Here is a 19,083-nt window from a genome sequence, read left to right as displayed (position 1 = left end):
GGTCGATCGGCGCCAATGCCGGTCAGAACGAAACGGAACTCAAGGAAAAGCCGGCAAATGGCGGTGTCTTGCCCCTTGTGTTCTTTCATTGGAGAACGGCATGGCAACGATCGCTTTCATCGGCCTTGGCAACATGGGTGGGCCGATGGCCGCCAACCTCGTCAAGGCGGGCCATGAGGTCACCGGCTTCGACCTGGCCGCGCCTGTCCTGCAAGCCGCGGAAGAACACGGCGTGAAGGCGGCAAGCCACATCAGTCAGGCGGTTTCGGGCGCCGAGATCGTTGTGACGATGTTGCCACAGGGTAAGCATGTGCTCAGTGCATGGACGGATATCCTTCGCTCGATCCCCGTCGGTACGCTTATCATCGATAGCTCCACGATCGACGTCGACAGCGCTCGCAAGGCCCATGAGATGGCAGTCAGCGCCGGGTGCCTTTCTCTCGATGCGCCCGTTTCCGGAGGCACAGGTGGTGCGGCAGCGGGCACGCTGACCTTTATGGCCGGAGGTTCTGCCGAGGCTTTCGCAAAGGCAAAGCCGATCCTGGAAGCGATGGGCAAGAAGATCGTCCATTGCGGGGAGGCAGGCGCCGGGCAGGCGGCCAAGATCTGCAACAACATGATCCTCGGCATCTCGATGATCGGTGTCTGCGAGGCCTTCGCGCTCGGTGAAAAACTCGGCCTTTCGCATCAGGCATTGTTCGATGTCGCCTCGACCTCGTCGGGGCAATGCTGGTCGATCAGCACCTATTGCCCGGTCCCGGGCCCCGTCCCGACCTCACCGGCGAACAACGACTATAAGCCGGGTTTTGCCGCGGCGCTGATGCTGAAGGACCTGCGCCTGTCACAAGAGGCGGCGCTATCGACCGGTGCTTCCACACCGCTCGGCGCCGAAGCGTCGCAGCTCTATGCTCTTTTCGAGAAGCAGGGGAATGGCGGACGCGATTTCTCCGCAATCATTGAAATGCTGCGGGGCAAGACGGAATAGCCGCTGCCTCGGCTTGACACTCCGGTCGATATACGCGACGGCCCCACCTGCTGCAGCAAGGCAGCGATGGGTGACGGGAATTCCGACTATGCAGCCACAATCTACCGCGACGGGCCTCAAGAACCTCGTGTTGATGGGCGTCGTCCTGATGCTGCTCGGAGACTTTCTCTTCGCCCTCAACGACGCGATGGGTAAGTGGCTGGTGACGAGCTTTTCGGTCGGGCAGGTGCTGCTCATCCGCTCGCTCGGATGCTTCATCATCCTTGGGCCGCTGATCGCGAGGCAAGGCCCTGCCCAGCTTTTCAGGGTAGAGCAGAAGGGGTTGCAGTTTCTGCGCGTGCTTTTGGCCACGCTCGATGTCGGCCTGTTCTATGCCGCCGTCGCCTATCTGCCGCTCGCCGATGTCATGACTTTCTACATGGCGGGGCCGATCTATGTCGCCGCGCTCTCGCACTTCTTCCTCAACGAGCGGATCGGCTGGCGCCGTTGGCTCGCAGTCTTTGTCGGCTTCTGCGGCGTGGTGATCGCGCTACGTCCATCCTCGGCGATGCTGTCGCTACCCTCGCTTTTCGGCATTGTCGGCAGCCTTTCGTTTTCGATGGCGCTGGTGCTGAACCGATATCTCCGCAATACCAGCGACACCACGCTGGTAACCTGGCAGATGATCGCCGCCCTCATCGTCGGTGCGGTGCTTTCGATCGGCGCCTGGCAGCCCACTTCGCCGGTCGAACTCGGCGGCATGCTGGCCCTCGGTGTCGTTGCCTCCTGCGCCCACCTCCTGATCACGCGTTCGCTAAAGCTCGCCCCGGCGTCGCTGCTGGCACCGTTGCAATATAGTTTGCTGATCTGGGCGATCGCGCTCGGATATCTGTTCTTCGGCGATGTTCCGGATCTCTATGTGATCACGGGAGGCACGATCATCGTTGTCGCCGGTCTGTTCATCTTTCATCGCAAGAACCTGCTCGAAACAGTGCCGCCGGAAGCTGTTGCCCCCGACGGCCACTGATTTGCAGTTTGCGTCGGTCGCTAGGCGGCGGCCGGTTTGATGACGCCGCGGCGAATCTGGTCGGCTTCGATGGATTCGAAGAGCGCCCGGAAGTTGCCCTCGCCGAAACCTTCGTCGCCTTTGCGCTGGATGAATTCGAAGAAGATCGGGCCGATCACGGTCTTCGAGAAGATCTGCAGCAGGATCTTTGTCGTGCCGCCATCGAGTACGCCTTCGCCGTCAATCAGGATGCCGTGCTTGCGCATCCGATGTAGCGGTTCGTCATGGCCTGCAACGCGTTCGACGGACATGTCGTAGTAGGTTTCGGGCGGGCCGGGCATGAAGCGTAGGCCATTCTCGGCAAGGTTGTCGGTGGCCTCGTAGATGGCATTGGTGCCGACAGCGATGTGCTGGATGCCTTCCCCCCTGTACTTCCTCAAATACTCCTCGATCTGGCTGGTCTCGTCCTTCGATTCATTCAACGGAATGCGAATCTTGCCGCAGGGCGAGGTGATCGCACGGCTCATCAGGCCGGTGATGCGGCCGTCGATATTGAAGAAGTGGATCTGCTTGAAATTGAAGAGTTCGCGGTAGAAATCCCACCATTTGTCCATGTTGCCGCGATAGACATTATGGGTCAGGTGGTCGAGATAGAAGAAACCGACACCGTCGGGGCGCGGATCACGTTCCCCGAGCCAATCGAACTCCAGATCATAAGCCGAGCCTTTCTTCCCGTAGCGCTCGACAAAATAGAGAAGCGACCCACCGATACCGACGATCGCCGGCACATCGAGGGTCTTGTCGTTGCCCTCGTAAGGTGTCGCACCCTTGGCAACGGCATGATCGAAGGCATGCCTGGCATCGACGACGCGCCACGCCATCGACGGCGCGCAAGGGCCGTGATCGTCGACGAAGCGCATGGCGTGGCTATCCGGTTCGGCATTGACGAGGTAGTTGATGTCGCCCTGGCGCCAGACGGTGATGTCCTTGCTCTTGTGCTTTGCGACCGGCCGATAGCCCATACGGGTGAACAGTTCGGCCAGTTTCTCGGGCTGCGGGTGCGCGAACTCGACGAATTCGAATCCATCCGTTCCGGCGGGATTGTCCGCGGTGATTTTTGACGGCGGTGCGTCGTGTGGATACGGGCCCATTTGCTCCTCCTGCGGCAGTAGCCATTTGATGCAAATTATGGGCTTTCTTTCGTGCAATGTACTTGCATTGTGAGTGCAATTTGCAAAATATGCGCACGAAACATGCACAAGAGCGGCGGATTATACAATGTCTGAGCAGCTGGATGGATTTGACCTCAAGATCCTCGCCGAGCTTCAGAACGACGGACGGTTGACCAATATGGAACTGTCCGAACGCATCGCCCTGTCGGCTTCCCAATGCTCGCGGCGGCGAACGCGATTGGAAGCCGAAGGCTTCATTCGCGGCTATCAGGCAAACCTCGATCCGGACAAGCTCGGGCTCAACCTGCTCGTCGTCATTTCGGTCACGCTGGCGACCCACAATCGCGACAACGCCCGGCGGTTCGCGCAATTGGTGAACGGTCTTCCCGAGGTTCTCGAAGCCTATGCGCTGACTGGCGAGATGGACTATCACCTGAAGATCGCGACCCGCGGGCTCTCGGGTCTTTCACGCTTCGTCAACGAGGTGCTGCTGCCGCATGAATCCGTCCAGCATGTGAAAACCTCGATCGTGCTCGACACGTTAAAGAACTTCCAAGGCTATCCCCTCGGCGGAGCGTAGCGTAGCTCACCTGGATCTACGGTGCAGCCCGGCAGAGGTCTCGATTGCCGAAAGCGCAAGTTCGAGGTGCCGGATGGCCTCCTCGCCAAGCGTCATTCGCACCGTCTCCTGATACTTGCGGGCCAGCAGGGTAATCTTTCGATAGTGTTGCTGCCCTTGCGACGTGAGCGCGATCTGCTCGAAACGTCTGTCGGTTTCGCTCGGAATGCGTTTTAGCCAATGCCGCTCCTCGAGTGCGCGGACGGCACGACTGACCTTGGTCTTATGCATGTGCGAATGTGCACCGATTTCCGTCGCCGTCATCACGCCGACACTGCCGAGTGCGGCCAGCGTGCGCCATTCAGGCCGCGTCAGATCGAACTCCAACTTGTATTGGCGCGCAAACGAAAGACTTATCAGTTCCGACGCGCGGTTGAGTCGGTAGGGAATGAAACCGTCGAGCTCGAATTCACCCGCCATGGCCGCTCCTTGATAGTTACAAAATCGACGGTTACGTTTGTAACTATATGAGTGGAGGAGATGCAAGCATGGACACGACCGACGCACCGCGATCCCGTGCACAGGCTGGAACGAGCGAGCTGGACTACATGCCCGGCTTCGGCAACGATTTCGAGACCGAGGCGTTGCCAGGAGCTTTGCCCCAAGGCCAGAACAGCCCGCAGAAATGCAACTACGGTCTTTATGCTGAACAGCTTTCCGGCTCGCCATTTACTGCGCCTCGAGGAACAAATGAGCGCTCCTGGCTCTATCGGATCAGGCCGAGCGTGCGTCACACGCGGCGCTTCGATAATGAACGCTATCCGTTCTGGAAGTCCGCGCCCTGCCTTGATGACCACGCGTTGCCGCTTGGCCAGCTCAGGTGGGATCCTATCCCGATCCCCGCCGGGCACACCGATTTTCTTGCTGGCATCAGGACGATGACGGCAGCCGGCGACATCATGACCCAGGTCGGCATGGCCGCACATGCCTACGCTTTCAAGGACGACATGATCGACGACTATGCGTTCAATGCCGATGGCGAGCTCCTCATCGTTCCGCAGGTCGGGACAATCCAGGTCTTCACGGAGATGGGCATCATGGAGGTCGAGCCAACCGAAATCTGCCTCATCCCCCGTGGAATGATGTTCAAGGTGACCACTCTCGGACAGGGATCGGAGTGGCGGGGCTACATCTGCGAAAACTACGGTGCGAAGTTCACCATGCCGGATCGCGGTCCAATCGGTGCCAACTGCCTGGCGAATGCCCGGGATTTCAAGACGCCCGTCGCCGCCTTCGAGGACAAGGAGGCGGCGTGCCGCGTCCATGTGAAATGGTGCGGCAAGTTCTACGTGACGGAGATCGGACATTCCCCGCTGGACGTCGTTGCCTGGCATGGCAACTACACGCCGTTCAAATATGATCTGAAGACCTTCTCGCCGGTAGGAGCCATTCTCTTCGACCACCCGGACCCCTCGATCTTCACTGTGCTTACGGCGCCAAGCGGCGAAGAGGGAACCGCAAATGTCGATTTTGTGATCTTCCCGCCGCGTTGGATGGTGGCCGAGCATACGTTCCGACCACCCTGGTATCATCGCAACATCATGAGTGAGTTCATGGGCCTGATCCATGGGCAATACGATGCCAAGGAAAAGGGTTTCGTGCCCGGTGGCATGAGCCTGCACAACATGATGCTGCCGCATGGTCCTGACGCCTCTGGATACGAAAAGGCCTCAAACAGCCAACTGAAACCGGTCAAGCTCGATCACACGATGGCCTTTATGTTCGAAACCCGTTTTCCACAGCAATTAACCCGATATGCAGCGGAACTGGAGACCCTCCAGGATGACTACATCGATTGCTGGGAGGGGCTCGAGCGGCGCTTCGACGGAACCCCCGGCATCAAGCCATGAATCACGGACTGATCCCATGAAGCTTGCCACACTCAAGGATGGCTCCCGCGACGGCCGGCTGATCATCGTCACACGTGACCTGAGGCGCTATAGTGACGCGGGCGAGGTCGCCCGCACGATGCAGGCTGCACTTGATGACTGGATGACGGCCGCGCCCCAGCTGGCCCAACTGGCAGAACGGCTGGAGGAGGGCACCGCGCCATCCGAAGCCTTTGATGCGAGGCACGTGCACTCACCGTTGCCGCGCGCCTATCAATGGGCCGACGGATCGGCCTACGTCAATCATGTCGAACTGGTCAGAAAAGCACGCAATGCAGCCATGCCGTCGACATTCTGGACCGACCCGCTGATGTACCAGGGCGGCTCTGACAGTTTTCTCGGCCCTTGCGATCCGATCGTTGCCTGCGATGAAGGCCACGGCATCGACATGGAGGGCGAGGTTGCGGTGATCGTCGACGACGTCCCGATGGGGGCTGCGCCCGATCAGGCACTCAGCGCAATCCGGCTCGTCATGCTCGCCAACGACGTTTCGCTGCGCCACCTCATCCCGGATGAACTCGCCAAGGGATTCGGTTTCTTTCAATCAAAACCCGCATCGGCCTTTTCGCCAGTCGCAGTGACGCCGGATGAACTCGGCGACACCTGGAAGGACGGAAAGGTCCACCTTCCTCTTCTCGTCAGCGTCAACGGGAGACTTTTCGGTCGCGCCAATGCCGGCATTGATATGACGTTCGACTTCGCAAAACTGGTCTCGCATGCCGCCAGGACACGTGCGCTGTCGGCGGGCTCGATCATCGGCTCGGGCACCGTTTCCAACAAGAAGGACGGTGGGCCCGGTATGTCGATTTCCGAAGGTGGTGATGGATATTCCTGCATCGCCGAGCTCCGGATGATCGAGACCATCCGCCTTGGTCGGCCGGCCACGCCCTTTCTGAAATTCGGTGATACCGTTCGTATCGAAATGACCGACATGAGCGGCGCATCGATCTTCGGTGCGATCGAGCAAACGGTGCAGCGTCAAACTCTGGAGCAGCAACCATGACAGAGATCGTCCTTTACGACTACTGGCGCTCCTCGGCCTGCTACCGGGTTCGGATCGCACTCGAACTCCTGGGGCTTGCCTACAGGACCGTACCGATCGATCTGCTTGCCTTTGCGCACAAGACCGAAACCTACCTCGACGTCAACCCGCAAGGGCTGGTCCCCAGCCTTAGTATCGACGGGCAAACACTGACCCAATCGCTTTCGATCATCGAATACCTTGCAGAGACCCGACCGGACGCGCGTTTGCTGCCCGATACCCCCGAAAAACGGCAGCGGGTGAGGGCGCTGTCCTACGCTGTCGCAATGGACGTTCATCCTATATGCAATCTGCATGTCGCAGCACATGTCGTGCGTCTCACAGGCGACGAGGATGCGCGAGGCCAATGGATGAAAAAGTTCATCGGGAACGGGCTTCGCGGGCTCGATCGAATGCTCGACGATCCAGGGACGGGTCGCTTCTGCGTCGGAGACGAGCCGACCATGGCCGACCTCTGTCTGGTGCCGCAAGTCTACAACGCCCGCCGCTGGGGCCTCGACATTTCAGCTTTCCCGCGTATCGAAAAGATCGCCGAAGCCTGCAGTGCGCTGACGCCCTTCAAGGCCGCTCATCCCGATGTTGCCCGCCAGACCGCTTCGCTTCCTCCCGCTCCGTGAGCGCCCGTCCGGACGTTGTCCTGGGCAACGGCAACTTTCGTGCGAAGCGTAGATGGCAGCGGGTTGACGTTGTCAACGGTTGCCTGATTAAATCAAGTTGATTGACTAAGTGACTATCCGCGTCCTGCATTCGTAGCGAATGTTGGAACCAACCAACACGATCGAGAGATATTCATGTTGACACAGCGCCAGCACGCCCTGCGGCTCGAGGCCACATGGCGGCCTGCGACGGACGAAGCACCACAGGCCTACACGCTCAATCTCAAGAACCTGTCGACCAAGACGATCTCCCATTTCACCCTCTGCATCAGCGGTCCCGGCCGGGTGGATCCGGCCGTCCGGATCGAGGGCGGGACCGTCAGCCGCAGACTGTCGAACTTTACCGAGTTCCTGCCGCCGGAAAATTTCGAGCTGGGCGCGGGCAAGACCTGGTCACTGGCGATCTCCGCACTCAGCTGGCCGTTCCAGCATTGGACGGACGGTGCAACGGGTGCCTATCTTGCCTTTGCCGATGGCAGCACGCTATCGCTTTCGGTCGAACCGACCCGATCACTCGCAAACAATGCTCCCTTGAAGCGCGGCGCGCAAATCTATCCCGTTCCAGCCGATCCACCGGTGCCGGTCGCGATCGTACCTTGGCCCTCAGAGGTGTCCGTATCGGGGAAGCGGCAAGCCCCACCCGGCTTCTCGATCAACGCGAGCAACCCCTTGGCACATGCCGCGGCTGATGCCTTTGTTACCCTCGTCGAGCAGCTGTTTGCTGTCGAGGGAATTGTTCGGCCAGCCTCTGAAGGCGGCATGCCCGTCAATCTTGATGTCGTCGACGGATTTGCCGCGGAGGCCTACGACATATCTTTCGCCGGAGATTCAATACAGGTTTCGGCCAGCACTCGCGCCGGCCTCCTCTATGGCCTGATCACGCTTGGTCAGATCTGGCGAGGTGCACATCTTCATCCCCACGCCTTCCGCTTTCCTGTCGAAGGCAAGATCCGCGACGAGCCGACCATGGGCTGGCGCGGCCTGCATCTCGACGTTGCTCGACAGTTCTATGCGACGTCCGAAATCAAGAAACTGCTCGCCATCCTTGCCTGGAACAAGATCAACCGTTTCCACTGGCACCTTTCGGACGACGAGGCCTGGCGCGTGGAAATCGACGCCTATCCTGCCCTGACCGAAGTCGGCGCCTGGCGCGGACACGGGCTGGCGATCCCGCCGCTCCTAGGATCGGGTGCGGCGCGGACAGGCGGATATTACACGAAGGCGGCGGTCCGAGAGATCGTTGCGCATGCAGGTGGGCTCGGCATTGAAATTGTTCCTGAAATCGATGTGCCTGGACATTGCTATGCCATGCAACAGGCGATCCCGGAGCTTCGCGATCCGCAGGAAGCCGGAAGCTACTATTCCGTCCAGGGCTTTCCGGACAATTGCATCAATCCGGCGCGCGAGCAGACTTATCAGGTACTGGAAACCATCTTCCGCGAACTGATCGAACTCTTTCCCTTCAGGACGATTCATATCGGGGCGGATGAAGTTCCGCTGGGCGCCTGGTCGGGCTCGCCCGAAGCGCTAGCGAAGCTCAAAGAGATCGGTGGAGACATCGTTGCCAATCAGCACGCCAAGCGGCTCAACGTTATCACCAATACCCATGGAGCAGATGATATCGACGGGTCGGGTGCGGCCGTTTTGCAATCCATCTTTCTCGCAAGGATCCAAAAGTTCCTTGCCGAGCAAGGCTGCATCACCGGCGGCTGGGAGGAAGCCGCGCATGGCAATGTCATCGACAAGGACAAAAGCTACCTCTGCGGCTGGCGGAGCGTCGAAGTCTCAGCAGCGCTTGCCGGGCAAGGCTACGAGATGGTTGTCTGCCCCGGACAGGTCTACTACCTCGACATGGCAAACAGCCCGGATTGGGATGAGCCCGGCGCCAGCTGGGCAGGATGGTCGGAGCCCGAGACGCTCTATAATTTCGATCCGGTCGAAGGCTGGAGCGCTGAGCAGAAAAAGAAGCTGCGTGGCATCCAGGCCTGCATCTGGTCGGAACCGATGACCGACCGCGCCGTCTTCGACCGCCTGGTATTCCCACGGGTCTCGGCGCTGGCCGAGAGTGCCTGGACAAGACCCGAGGACAAGTCCTGGGAGCGGTTCAAGGCGCTCGCGGGCCTGATGCCGATCCTCTACCGCTACTCCTGAGGCCTTTGCCTGAGCGGCTTTTGCAAAACGTCGAACTGTGGATTCGTTTCCGAGAAGATCGGCAGTGCCGCGGCACCAAGAAGGGCCGTATCCCTACCGATCGCACCGGTCATGATGCGCGGCAGAACACGTTCCTGGCCGGGATCGACCGGCCGGTGCAAGGGCTGGAGACGGCGCGCGAGTCCTTCTAGCAAACGCGTCGGCATCGAGCCGCCGAGAACGATCGTCTGGGGGTCGAAGGCGAGTTCGAGAACATCGATCGTCTGCCGCATGGCTTCGGCAGCAGTTTCTGCCCATGCGTCGATCCGGTCCTGGCTAAGCCCGGCCACGATGTCGGGGGAACGGGTCCAGGCCTGTCCATGGGCTGTGATATTCAGATAATCATAGGCAGCCCCGAGAGACACATAACGATCCAGGCAACCGCGCTTGCCGCAGACGCAAGGCAGACCGTTCGAGACAGCAATCATGTGACCGATCTCGCCAGCGTTGCTGCGGCTGCCCTTGTAGAGCTGGCCGTCGAGGAACAGGCCGGCGCCGATGCCTCCGCCAAGAAAGAGATAGACGAAACTGGTCAGGCCGCGCCCCACGCCGTAAAGCCGCTCCCCGATTGTCGCTGCGGCCGCGTCGTTTTCGACAAGGACCGGCATACCGAGACGGTCCGCAAGCTTGCTCGCCACGGGAAAGTCCTGCCAGTCGGGCAACGTTACCGGACTAAGTAATGTCACACCTCGGTAGCGTAGCGACCGGGCATTGCGATGCCGGCGCCAAGCAGGCGAGCGCTATCGAGCGGGAAGGCCTGCTGGAGTTCCAGCACGATTTCGGCAAGAACAGGCATCGCCTCGGCTGGCGTTGGCCGTTCGACAGCTCTTTCCACTCGCGCCCGAACGCGTCCCGCAAGATCGGTCAGCACGCCCACCGCAAGGTCGCGCTCCAGGTCCAGGCCAATGGAGTAGGCCCCGTCCGGGTTGATCGAATAGAGCCTGACAGGCTGCCCGCGTGGGATCTTTTTGGCAGCGTCCGCCGTGAGGAGCATCGCCACTTCCAGCTCCTCGACGATATTCGACACCGTTTGCGTCGTGAGGGCCGTCAACCGCGCAATTGCCGCCCGCGACAGGGGACCGTTCGTTCGGATCGCTTCAATCACCACACGCCGATTGTGACATTTGGCCTGCTCGAGGTTGGTTCTTGAAATTGGCTTCATATGCTCGATGCGTCAGTTCAAAAAAGGCATGTCAGTTTTCGCTTACGTTGTTCGACGTGCGATATCCAGCCTCTTGTCCGCGTGGGGATTCCGGTCGGCCTTGTTCCGGGGGCGCTAGATTTTGATATTGCCCGCATTGTTTGAGAAGTGAGCACGCGCCAGGTCCGGGTTGACAGCTCCGATCGCGCATGTCACTTATGTAACTAAATAGTTATTTATTGGGAGGAAGAACAGATGGCGACGATTTCGCTTGGCATCATCATGCATGGTATTACCGGCCGCATGGGCTATAATCAGCACCTGGTGCGATCGATCCTGGCGTTCCGGGAGCAGGGCGGGCTCCTGCTTAGAAATGGCGATCGCCTGATGCCGGACCCGATCCTCGTCGGCCGCAACGCGGACAAGATCGAGGCGGTTGCCCGCAAGCATGGACTGACCCGAACGACCACCGATCTCGATAGCGCGCTTGCCGATCCGAACAACAAGATCTTTTTCGACGCAGGCTCGACCCAGATGCGCGTCGCCTTGCTGAGGAAGGCCATCGAAGCCGGAAAGCACGTCTACTGCGAAAAACCGATCTCGGAGACTTTAGAGGAAGCGCTCTCCGTTGCTTCCCTCGCAGAGGAGCGCGGCGTCAAGAACGGCGTGGTTCAGGACAAGCTCTATCTGCCGGGCCTGCGAAAGATCGCCTTGCTGAAGGACAGCGGTTTCTTTGGCAGGATTCTTTCAGTGCGTGGGGAGTTTGGCTACTGGGTGTTCGAGGGGGACTGGGGAGTGGCCGCGCAACGGCCCTCCTGGAATTACCGCGCTGCCGATGGCGGCGGTATGATCCTCGATATGCTGCCGCATTGGCGTTATGTGCTGGACAACCTCTTCGGCGAGGTCAAGGCCGTCAGCTGCTATGCGTCAACCCACATTCCAAGCCGCGTCGACGAAAATGGCGAAGTCTACCAGGCTGACGCTGATGATGCCGCCTATTCGACCTTCGAACTCGAGGGGGGCATCGTTGCTCATATCAACTCGTCCTGGGCGGTTCGCGTCCGTCGTGATGACCTCGTGACCTTCCAGGTCGACGGCACTCATGGATCGGCGGTTTGCGGCCTAACCAAGTGCTGGACCCAGCATCGCGTCAACACCCCCAAGCCGGTGTGGAACCCGGACCAGCCACAAACGATCGATTTCTACAGGACGTGGGACGAAGTTCCCGAAACACAGGTCTTCGACAACGGCTTCAAGGCGCAGTGGGAGGACTACCTGCGTTACGTCGTCGAGGACGCGCCATGGAAGTTCACCTTGAGGGAAGGGGCCAAGGGCGTTCAACTCGCCGAGCTTGCGCAAAAGAGCTGGAAGGAGCGACGCTGGGTCAATGTGCCCCCGCTCGCTGGCTCCGTCGCTCGCAAGGTTGCCTGAGGATGGCGACGACACTCCACCTTCCTGTTTCTGGCCGCACGCTCCAGCACTACACCATCGCCAACCAACCACTGGCCGCGCCCGAGCGCCCGGCCGGCGGACATGCATTCAATCGCGTCGCTTATGCAGCAGCACACGTGGTCGTCGATCCCCTGGCCGACAACGATCCCTGGCTCGACCGCAATATAGATTGGGAGCGCACGGTGGCGTTTCGCGAACACCTGTGGGACCTCGGCCTTGGCGTTGCAGAAGCCATGGACACAGCCCAACGCGGCATGGGGCTCGACTGGGCGGGAGCCAGGGAGCTGATTGCAGAGGTCCAGTCCGCCGCGCGCAATCGTTCCGATGCATTGATCGCCTACGGCGCAGGCACGGATCATCTCATTCCCGGGCCTGACGTCGGCATCGACGACGTGATTCGGGCCTATGAAGAACAGGTGAACTATATCGAGGGGCAGGGAGGTCGTATCATTCTGATGGCGAGCCGCGCCCTGGCCGCCGCAGCGAAAAGTCCCGAAGACTATGTCCGGGTCTATGACCGGATCCTGCGACAGGTCCGCGAACCGGTGATCATCCATTGGCTCGGTGACATGTTCGACCCCGCTCTTGCGGGTTATTGGGGATCCCGTGACGATATGGCGGCCATGGAGACAGCGCTCGCCATCATCAACGACCACGCGAGCCGGGTAGATGGCGTGAAGATTTCCCTTCTTTCGGCCGAGAAGGAAATCGTCATGCGTCGCCGGCTCGATCCTGCGGTAAAGATGTATACCGGCGATGACTTCAACTATGCAGAACTCATCGCAGGCGACGAGAAGGGATATTCTCACGCGCTGCTTGGAATTTTCGATGCCATTGCCCCTGCGGCCAGCGCCGCCTTGCATAGGCTCGCAGCAGACGACCTCACAGGATTCCACGCCATTCTCGCCCCGACCGTGCCGTTGTCTCGGCACATCTTCAAGGCGCCGACGCGGTTCTACAAGACCGGCGTTGTCTTCCTTGCCTACCTCAACGGCTTCCAGAGCCATTTCCAGATGCTCGGCGGTCAGCAGAGCACTCGCTCGATGGTTCATCTTGCCGAGTTGTTCCGGCTTGCCGACCAGGCCCGGATGCTTCGGGACCCGGATCTGGCAACTGAACGAATGAAGACAATCCTCGCAACAGCTGGAATCTGAAAAACCAAGAGCACGTCACGCAATGACGTGGGAAGGGAGAAACGCGCATGCCAGTCGACGGCCTATCGATCAACCTCGCGACCGTCCGCGAACAGTACAACATGCGGCAGGCCGTCGATGCATGCCTCAGACAGGATATCGTCGCGATCGCTCCATGGCGCGACCAGGTTCACGCGATCGGTCTTGCGGAGGCGTCGCGCATTGTCGCCGAAAACGGATTGAAAGTGACGGGACTATGCCGCGGCGGCATGTTTCCTGCTGGCAATCCAGCGGCCCGCGCCACGGCAATCGACGACAACAGGAAGGCCATCGACGAGGCAGCGGCTCTTAACGCCGACTGCCTCGTCCTTGTTGTCGGTGGTCTGCCTGTCGGATCAAGAAACATCGCTGAGGCCCGCGAGATGGTGGCCGACGGTATCGCCCAGATCCTCCCGCACGCACGCTCCGCCGGCATACCGCTCGCCATCGAACCTCTCCATCCGATGTATGCAGCCGACCGAGCCTGTGTGAATACCCTCGAGCAGGCGCTCGACATCTGCGATCTTCTCGGTGACGGGATAGGTGTCGCAATCGACGTGTACCATGTGTGGTGGGACCCCAAACTCGAACAGCAGATCTCCCGGGCGGGAGCAGCTGGCCGGATCCTCGCCCACCACATCTGCGACTGGCTGGTGCCAACAACGGACCTTTTGCTCGATCGCGGGATGATGGGGGACGGCGTGATCGACCTTAGAGGAATCCGCCGTTCGATTGAGGCCGCCGGCTACCATGGAGCCCAGGAGGTCGAGATCTTTTCGGCCGGGAACTGGTGGAAGCAGCCTGGCGAACAGGTACTTTCGACATGTGTTGAGCGTTTCAGGAGTGTCTGCTGAGTCTGCGAGAGGCGCCGTTAAATACTTGGTTAACCATGATGTTTTTTCGTTACGGCAGCAAATGCGGTCGTTACTTCCGCTATGCATGACGCAACTTTTCCCGGACTTGCGCTTTCGGGCCGTGCTTGCGGGCGACAAGCGTCGGTCAAGGGACAAAAATCGGTCTCTCAGAGTCGATTCTTTCGCTGCCGTGGTCATTCCGCTCTTTCAGAATCCCGGATTGGGGGGTGATTTGTCAACCGCAGTTACGACAAATCTTCCCCGTCCGGCGGCTTTATGAGTGCGTGGTTCTGGGCCAGGAAGACGCGTCTGCTCACCGCACGACAACCATCCTCCGATCGATATCCTGCAGTTCCCCGCGGGGAACTTTCTACTGAATAAACTGATCAATCCTTGCCGAGCACAGGAGACAGCCTTCGGTTAGTCCGCGCACCGAAGTGTCGCCAACCATCATTTCCAGAGGCACGCATGAGACCCTGAGCAGTCGAGGGCATGCGAGCCATGCCAAGGTTCCCCGCGGGGAACTCTCAAATATCGCGACGGCAAGTGCCCGATGAGCAAGTGCCCGATGAACCCTGATCGCGCTGCGGCTGCCAGCACAAACCCGACGCCTCGCCATTCCCACGGTACGCGCCCTATTGGCAGTCAGCGTTGGCCGGCCCGTGTTGTCCATCACACTCTGAAAAACGACCCCATTGCTGCATGCCAACCGGGGCCTCCACCGCGGGCTCAGAGCGACCCCGTCCTATCAGACAGGCCATTTTGGTCTGGCACCCTGACCATTAGTGTCATCACCGGATCGAAGCCAACGCGCATCCAGAACCAAACGGGAGCAGGAAGCGCTTGCTGCTGAACATTTAGCCACTTAAACCGCCCTGCAGAATTCCGACATCGGTTTCTGGCGCGCTTCGAACTCAAGCTTGGATCGTTCCCCGCGGGGAACTTTCCGACGGGTCCAGGTCGACGTGGCCGCCAAAAGGACTTCGGTTGACATACATAGGCGGCCGCCCCCGAACCTCCAGAAACGGGAGCGTGGTCTGCAATCGACTCCTTGGAGCCGTGCGCCAGCGGTGAGGATGTTCCAGCCTAGATCACCACCGCGCCGCTAATTGTGACAGAATGCAAAAAGCTGCGCGTTCCAGGCGCGTCCAGAAACCGACGATCTCACGCACATCGGCTCTCTCTCACAATGATCCGGCAACAGGCCTGTTGCTGCGACGGCAAAACAAATTCATGGCTCGAGAAAAGCGTTAACCTGCCGGCGCGGACGTATCACCAACGTGAGTTCATCCTCGGCAAACTTCTGATGCGACGGCCCTAATCTGCCAGATGATGATGACGTACCATCGAGCGCCGCTCGTCAAATTCATACCTCCTCTCCACCAATGCGCAGGGAAAGACGTGACCCCGGTGAAAGCCCGCCGCGAATAGTGCGGGCATCGTCTCCCGCTTGTCCACACACGCCGTCAACGCAACTGAAATGACGGCGCCTCGGCACACTGGCGTTCGAGCAGCCACATCAATTCGACGTTTCCGAGATACCATGCCAGCGGCCTGGATCCTGTGTCAGCACCCAAAACAATCCTTGGCAGCGGCGCGCATGCTACCCGCCCGGAAGCGACAATCGGCAGACAGTCGCGGGCATCGTCACACGATGAACGCACCGGAGGCAGTTACCTTAAGCGCTGCAACGGGCGACCTTAACGCTTGGACAATCCGGAGAAACAACCGAGCATCTTCCGTCACGCGTTGCAGCGCGAATACGTCGGGCCCGTCTTCGATCGACCGAAACCAATCATTGTCAGCCACCAGCGCCGATGTCAGGGGCGCAACGCCCCACCGGCCAGCCACCAAAATGGTGCGCGCAATGCGACCGGACTACTCTAACGGTTGACGCGCGTCGATAGGATAATCGACGAGAGGGTCTTTTCGACCCCCTCGATCTCGCCGATCTTGTCAATGACCGTATCGAGCTCGCTGATGGATTCCGCGGCAACGATTGCGATCATGTCGAAGCTGCCGCTAACGGAATAGACGACGCGGACGTGCGCGATCGCCTGTAGCTCAAGCGTCACGCGCCCAAGTGCCTTCGCTGCCAGCGTGATGAGCACATGCGCCTTTATCTGCCCGCTTTCGAAAGACTCCGACAGGCGCACACCGTAGCCCGCAATGACGCCGTCCCGCTCCAGCCGCTCAATCTTCGCCTGGACTGTCGTGCGTGACAGGCCAAGCTTGCGGGCCAACATGGCCGTCGGTATGCGGGCATTCTCGCTGAGGATCGACAAAAGCTGCCGATCTTTGTCGCTCATCGTCATATTGACCATCTCCGGCGGCAATCCGCCAAAATACGGCGGTCATTCTTATCAATATGGCGCTTTGAATCAACCAACCTGACGTGAATAAAAAGGCCATAAAGATTTTTGGATCCAGTTAGGGGAACACATATGAAAAACATCGTCGTCATCGGTGCCGGCAAGATCGGCTCAACGATTGCCCGCCTTCTCATCCATTCCGGCGACTATCACGTTACGCTTGCCGATCGCAGCAAGCAGCAACTGGAACACATGGAGGCGAATTCCGCCCTCAGCCTGGCGGAAATCGATATCGCTGACCATGCCGCCGTGGTCAAACTGCTCTCCGGCAAATTCGCCGTCCTGAGTGCTGCTCCGTTCCACCTGACGATCGCGATCGCCGAGGCTGCCGCCGAGGCCGGCGTGCACTACCTCGACCTAACCGAAGACGTCGAATCCACCCGCCGCGTCAAGGCGATTGCTGCGAACGCGTCCACCGCCTTCATCCCGCAATGCGGCCTCGCGCCAGGCTTCATCTCGATCGTCGCCAACGATCTTGCCAGCCGCTTCGACAAACTCGATAGCGTCCGCATGCGCGTTGGGGCTTTGCCGCAATATCCGTCGAATGCGCTCAACTACAATCTGACCTGGAGCACCGACGGCGTTATCAACGAATACATCGAGCCGTGTGAAGCGATCGTCGACGGACAATTGATCGAAGTGCCGGCGCTGGAAGAGCGCGAAGAATTCTCGCTCGACGGCGTGACCTACGAGGCCTTCAACACCTCGGGTGGACTCGGCACGCTCTGCGAGACGCTGAAGGGCAAGGTTCGCACGCTGAATTATCGCACCATCCGCTATCCCGGCCACGCCGCCATCATGAAGGCGCTGCTCAGCGATCTCGGCCTGCGCCATCGCCGCGAAGTCCTCAAGGATATCCTCGAGCACGCACTGCCGTCCACCATGCAGGACGTCGTCATCGTCTTCGTCACCGTGTCCGGTTGGAAGACCGGTCGCCTTGTACAGGAAACCTATGCCAACAAGGTCTACAGCGCCGTTGTTGCCGGCCGCATGATGAGCGCCATCCAGATCACGACCGCCTGCAGCATTTGCGCCGTTCTCGACATGTTGGCCAAGGGCGATCTGCCGGCGAAGGGCTTCATCCGCCAGGAAGATGTCGGACTTGATGCGTTCCTCGACAGCCGCTTCGGCCACTACTATGCGCAGAAGGCTTACGGCGAAAAGATTGCTGGTTGATCAGCCGGCCAAAACTTAAGCAAGAGAAAACGCCCGGAGACGATCCGGGCGTTTTTGCATTTTAACTCTGGCGAAGGCCGAACTTCCGTCAACGATAGGCAGACAGTGCGCGAAGCCGGCAAAACCCGCCTCGCACGCCGTGGCTCAACCGAGCCGTTGGCAAGCAACCGCGATACGCTCCAGCGCCTCTTTGAGATCTGCCTGCGCCGAGGCGTAGGAGATCCTGAAGAAGGGAGACAGGCCGAAGGCCGAGCCCGGCACAACGGCGACATTCGCCTCTTCGAGCAGGTAGGCGCAGAACTCGCTGTCCGTCGTGATCCTGCGGCCGCTTGCCGTTGTCAGGCCGAGAATTCCACCGCAGCCGGAAAAGGTATAAAAAGCACCTTCGGGCGTGCGGCAATCAAGACCATCGATGGCGTTGAGCCCCGAAACGACCAGATCGCGACGCCGCCTGAAGCTTTCGGTTCGCTCCGCAAGAAGATCCTGCGGTCCGCTGAGTGCCGCAACGGCCGCCGCCTGACTGATCGAGGAGGGGCAGGACGTTGCCTGGCTCTGTACGACCGCCATCGCCTTGATGAGCGCCTTCGGGCCGCCGGCATAGCCGATGCGCCAGCCCGTCATGGCATAGGCTTTGGAGACGCCGTTGATCGTAAGCGTGCGTTCACGCAGACGCGGCTCCAACTGCAACGGCGTGACGAAACGAAAATCGTCATAGACGATGTGTTCGTACATGTCGTCGACCATCAGCCAGACATGCGGATGTCTGAGGAGCACATCCAGCAACGGGCGGTAGTCAGCGGCGCTATAGGCTGCGCCGGATGGGTTGGATGGCGAGTTCAATAATAGCCAGCGTGTCCGCGGCGTGATCGCCGCCTCGAGCTTCTCGGCCGTAAGCCGAAAGCCGCTTTGCGCATCGCAGGGGACGAGAACCGGCTTTCCTTGGCAGATCTGGACAATGTCGGAATAGGACGTCCAGTAGGGCGTGGGGATGATAACCTCATCACCCGCATCAATAGTCGCCATCATCGCGTTGAAGAGGATCTGCTTTGCACCGGTGGCGACCGTTATCTCGCTCACGTCGAAAGAAACATCGTTCTCGCGCTGAAACTTGGTGCGGATCGCCTCCTTCAGCGCCGGCGTGCCGTCGAGCGCGGTGTATTTGGTGTCCCCACGCTGCATGGCGTCCCAGGCTGCCTGCTTGACATGGTCGGGCGTTTCGAAATCAGGTTCGCCGGCGCCAAGGACGATGACCGGCTTGCCTTCCCGCTTCATGGCCGCGGCGCGTGCACCGATCTGCAGGATCTCGGAGACACCGATAGAAGATATCCTCGAGGCGGGCCTAAAACCCGCCTCCATTTTCACATCGATCGTCATATCA

The 19,083-nt window shown here is 59.9% G+C and carries 15 protein-coding genes and 1 pseudogene; 11 read left to right on the top strand and 5 right to left on the bottom strand.

Features of this window, described 5'->3' with window-relative positions:
- The first annotated feature begins 100 nt into the window (after positions 1-100).
- Together mmsB and FHT97_RS27120 are read left to right on the top strand one after the other, a co-directional pair.
- A complete protein-coding gene (gene mmsB / locus FHT97_RS27125; RefSeq protein WP_183758071.1) occupies positions 101-985 on the top strand; it encodes a 3-hydroxyisobutyrate dehydrogenase in 885 nt (294 codons plus the stop codon).
- A gap of 88 nt (positions 986-1,073) precedes the next feature.
- Positions 1,074-1,991: a DMT family transporter gene (locus tag FHT97_RS27120; protein WP_183758073.1), complete on the top strand. Its 918-nt coding sequence runs from the start codon at positions 1,074-1,076 to the stop codon at positions 1,989-1,991.
- Between the two features lie 20 nt (positions 1,992-2,011).
- Here the strand turns inward: FHT97_RS27120 and hppD are convergent, their stop codons facing one another.
- Entirely contained in the window at positions 2,012-3,121 is a 1,110-nt protein-coding gene (hppD, locus tag FHT97_RS27115; protein WP_183864773.1) for a 4-hydroxyphenylpyruvate dioxygenase, read from the bottom strand.
- Between the two features lie 127 nt (positions 3,122-3,248).
- Here hppD and FHT97_RS27110 point away from each other — a divergent pair, with 127 nt between their 5' ends.
- Positions 3,249-3,722 carry an Lrp/AsnC family transcriptional regulator gene (locus FHT97_RS27110; protein WP_183758077.1) on the top strand — a complete coding sequence of 158 codons (474 nt, stop codon included), beginning with the start codon at positions 3,249-3,251 and terminating at the stop codon, positions 3,720-3,722.
- Positions 3,723-3,728: 6 nt separating this feature from the next.
- Here FHT97_RS27110 and FHT97_RS27105 read toward each other — a convergent pair whose 3' ends face one another.
- Positions 3,729-4,181: a MarR family winged helix-turn-helix transcriptional regulator gene (locus FHT97_RS27105; RefSeq protein ID WP_183758079.1), complete on the bottom strand. Its 453-nt coding sequence runs from the start codon at positions 4,179-4,181 to the stop codon at positions 3,729-3,731.
- Between the two features lie 68 nt (positions 4,182-4,249).
- On the opposite strand from FHT97_RS27105, the gene hmgA reads away from it, so the two are divergent.
- The 4 genes from hmgA to FHT97_RS27085 all read left to right on the top strand — a co-directional run bounded on the left by hmgA (position 4,250) and on the right by FHT97_RS27085 (position 9,499).
- On the top strand, positions 4,250-5,611 hold the full coding sequence (hmgA, locus tag FHT97_RS27100; RefSeq protein WP_183758081.1) for a homogentisate 1,2-dioxygenase: 1,362 nt from the start codon (positions 4,250-4,252) through the stop codon (positions 5,609-5,611).
- A 16-nt stretch (positions 5,612-5,627) separates the two neighbouring features.
- On the top strand, positions 5,628-6,653 hold the full coding sequence (locus FHT97_RS27095; protein WP_183864772.1) for a fumarylacetoacetate hydrolase family protein: 1,026 nt from the start codon (positions 5,628-5,630) through the stop codon (positions 6,651-6,653).
- Positions 6,650-7,309 (top strand): maleylacetoacetate isomerase, encoded by a 660-nt coding sequence (gene maiA / locus FHT97_RS27090; protein WP_183864771.1) that lies wholly within the window; start codon positions 6,650-6,652, stop codon positions 7,307-7,309. The genes FHT97_RS27095 and maiA overlap by 4 nt, the downstream gene beginning before the upstream one ends.
- A 174-nt stretch (positions 7,310-7,483) precedes the next feature.
- Positions 7,484-9,499: a beta-N-acetylhexosaminidase gene (locus tag FHT97_RS27085; protein ID WP_183864770.1), complete on the top strand. Its 2,016-nt coding sequence runs from the start codon at positions 7,484-7,486 to the stop codon at positions 9,497-9,499.
- Here the strand turns inward: FHT97_RS27085 and FHT97_RS27080 are convergent.
- A pseudogene (locus FHT97_RS27080) lies at positions 9,490-10,700 on the bottom strand (ROK family transcriptional regulator). The gene FHT97_RS27085 and the pseudogene FHT97_RS27080 overlap by 10 nt on opposite strands.
- Positions 10,701-10,934: 234 nt before the next feature.
- Between FHT97_RS27080 and FHT97_RS27075 the strand changes: the two are divergent.
- The 3 genes from FHT97_RS27075 to FHT97_RS27065 are packed head-to-tail and all read left to right on the top strand — an operon-like array spanning position 10,935 to position 14,157.
- Complete coding sequence (locus FHT97_RS27075; RefSeq protein WP_183758088.1) at positions 10,935-12,110, top strand: Gfo/Idh/MocA family oxidoreductase; 1,176 nt, start codon at positions 10,935-10,937, stop codon at positions 12,108-12,110.
- Between the two features lie 2 nt (positions 12,111-12,112).
- Entirely contained in the window at positions 12,113-13,285 is a 1,173-nt protein-coding gene (locus tag FHT97_RS27070) for a dihydrodipicolinate synthase family protein (protein WP_183864769.1), read from the top strand.
- A gap of 47 nt (positions 13,286-13,332) precedes the next feature.
- Complete coding sequence (locus FHT97_RS27065; protein WP_183758092.1) at positions 13,333-14,157, top strand: sugar phosphate isomerase/epimerase family protein; 825 nt, start codon at positions 13,333-13,335, stop codon at positions 14,155-14,157.
- A gap of 1,883 nt (positions 14,158-16,040) precedes the next feature.
- Here FHT97_RS27065 and FHT97_RS27060 read toward each other — a convergent pair.
- Positions 16,041-16,472 (bottom strand): Lrp/AsnC family transcriptional regulator, encoded by a 432-nt coding sequence (locus FHT97_RS27060; RefSeq protein WP_183758094.1) that lies wholly within the window; start codon positions 16,470-16,472, stop codon positions 16,041-16,043.
- Positions 16,473-16,601: 129 nt separating this feature from the next.
- On the opposite strand from FHT97_RS27060, the gene FHT97_RS27055 reads away from it, so the two are divergent.
- Positions 16,602-17,705 carry a saccharopine dehydrogenase family protein gene (locus FHT97_RS27055; protein ID WP_183758096.1) on the top strand — a complete coding sequence of 368 codons (1,104 nt, stop codon included), beginning with the start codon at positions 16,602-16,604 and terminating at the stop codon, positions 17,703-17,705.
- Positions 17,706-17,849: 144 nt separating this feature from the next.
- Here the strand turns inward: FHT97_RS27055 and FHT97_RS27050 are convergent, their stop codons facing one another.
- A complete protein-coding gene (locus FHT97_RS27050) occupies positions 17,850-19,079 on the bottom strand; it encodes a pyridoxal phosphate-dependent aminotransferase (RefSeq protein WP_183758097.1) in 1,230 nt (409 codons plus the stop codon).
- Between the last annotated feature and the right edge of the window lie 4 nt (positions 19,080-19,083).

The organism is Rhizobium sp. BK399, assembly GCF_014194695.1.
Lineage (GTDB): Bacteria > Pseudomonadota > Alphaproteobacteria > Rhizobiales > Rhizobiaceae > Rhizobium.
This window is presented reverse-complemented; position numbering and strand designations above follow the sequence as displayed.

Excerpts from the sequence above, each read along its gene's own strand:
- mmsB (WP_183758071.1), top strand. The coding sequence starts at position 101 with ATGGCAACGATCGCTTTCATCGGCCTTGGCAACATGGGTGGGCCGATG.
- FHT97_RS27120 (WP_183758073.1), top strand. The coding sequence starts at position 1,074 with ATGCAGCCACAATCTACCGCGACGGGCCTCAAGAACCTCGTGTTGATG.
- hppD (WP_183864773.1), bottom strand. The coding sequence starts at position 3,121 with ATGGGCCCGTATCCACACGACGCACCGCCGTCAAAAATCACCGCGGAC.
- FHT97_RS27110 (WP_183758077.1), top strand. The coding sequence starts at position 3,249 with ATGTCTGAGCAGCTGGATGGATTTGACCTCAAGATCCTCGCCGAGCTT.
- FHT97_RS27105 (WP_183758079.1), bottom strand. The coding sequence starts at position 4,181 with ATGGCGGGTGAATTCGAGCTCGACGGTTTCATTCCCTACCGACTCAAC.
- hmgA (WP_183758081.1), top strand. The coding sequence starts at position 4,250 with ATGGACACGACCGACGCACCGCGATCCCGTGCACAGGCTGGAACGAGC.
- FHT97_RS27095 (WP_183864772.1), top strand. The coding sequence starts at position 5,628 with ATGAAGCTTGCCACACTCAAGGATGGCTCCCGCGACGGCCGGCTGATC.
- maiA (WP_183864771.1), top strand. The coding sequence starts at position 6,650 with ATGACAGAGATCGTCCTTTACGACTACTGGCGCTCCTCGGCCTGCTAC.
- FHT97_RS27085 (WP_183864770.1), top strand. The coding sequence starts at position 7,484 with ATGTTGACACAGCGCCAGCACGCCCTGCGGCTCGAGGCCACATGGCGG.
- FHT97_RS27075 (WP_183758088.1), top strand. The coding sequence starts at position 10,935 with ATGGCGACGATTTCGCTTGGCATCATCATGCATGGTATTACCGGCCGC.
- FHT97_RS27070 (WP_183864769.1), top strand. The coding sequence starts at position 12,113 with ATGGCGACGACACTCCACCTTCCTGTTTCTGGCCGCACGCTCCAGCAC.
- FHT97_RS27065 (WP_183758092.1), top strand. The coding sequence starts at position 13,333 with ATGCCAGTCGACGGCCTATCGATCAACCTCGCGACCGTCCGCGAACAG.
- FHT97_RS27060 (WP_183758094.1), bottom strand. The coding sequence starts at position 16,472 with ATGACGATGAGCGACAAAGATCGGCAGCTTTTGTCGATCCTCAGCGAG.
- FHT97_RS27055 (WP_183758096.1), top strand. The coding sequence starts at position 16,602 with ATGAAAAACATCGTCGTCATCGGTGCCGGCAAGATCGGCTCAACGATT.
- FHT97_RS27050 (WP_183758097.1), bottom strand. The coding sequence starts at position 19,079 with ATGACGATCGATGTGAAAATGGAGGCGGGTTTTAGGCCCGCCTCGAGG.